This window comes from Vibrio sp. 1562, assembly GCF_033340155.1.
Lineage (GTDB): Bacteria > Pseudomonadota > Gammaproteobacteria > Enterobacterales > Vibrionaceae > Vibrio > Vibrio alginolyticus.
Genome location: NZ_JAWOVY010000444.1, coordinates 1 through 648 on the forward strand (window position 1 = coordinate 1; position 648 = coordinate 648).

1 pseudogene is annotated in these 648 nt (G+C 41.7%); it reads right to left on the reverse strand.

The window, feature by feature from the left end:
- Window positions 1-271, reverse strand: a pseudogene (locus R7Z49_RS25700) (hypothetical protein); the annotation flags it as partial.
- Window positions 272-648 lie beyond the last annotated feature (377 nt).

Consider the following 648-nt stretch of genomic DNA (forward strand, 5'->3'; position numbering starts at 1 on the left):
TACCGATCGTTTCGGCAGCATCGAGTTTATTTTCACAAAGAACAATTGAACCATCACTTAATATCAGACGCATGTCTGGTCGGCATCCTGGATAGATAACTTGTGTCTCGACCTTGCTGATCAACCTGCTATCTTGGTCTCCAAATATCAACCTAACAAATGCTCGATTGAAACGTTCTGAAGACCTTAACGCAGCAGCGAAGAATTCAGTTAAGTGATCCTCTTTTGCTACCGTTAGTTTTTGAGTATTGATGAATAAGCTCACAAGCATCCCTTTCTATCAGCGTCGTTTACTAACAGAGAGGTTATCCGATTTTCCAGTCAGAACAATGTTCTTGTATCAAATATCAGCGGGATATCTTAGTAGCCTTGCTCTAAGCAAGAACAAGGTTCTTGCAATATCGTTAACCTCTTAACGAGTAATTACTTCTGGCAGAACTCAACTCAACCTAACAGTATCATGGAACATTGTTCTCATTGAACTCTTTCAGTTAGCCGCTTGTTCCAATGCCGCTTGACCGTCGGAATGGAGATACCAAGAGCATTTGCTGTTTTGGATTGACTCAGTCCTCTTACCCTACATTCTTGAACTTTTTGAGTTGTACTGATAGCTTCTGGTCGGCCAATCCGCTTACCCTCAGATTTAGC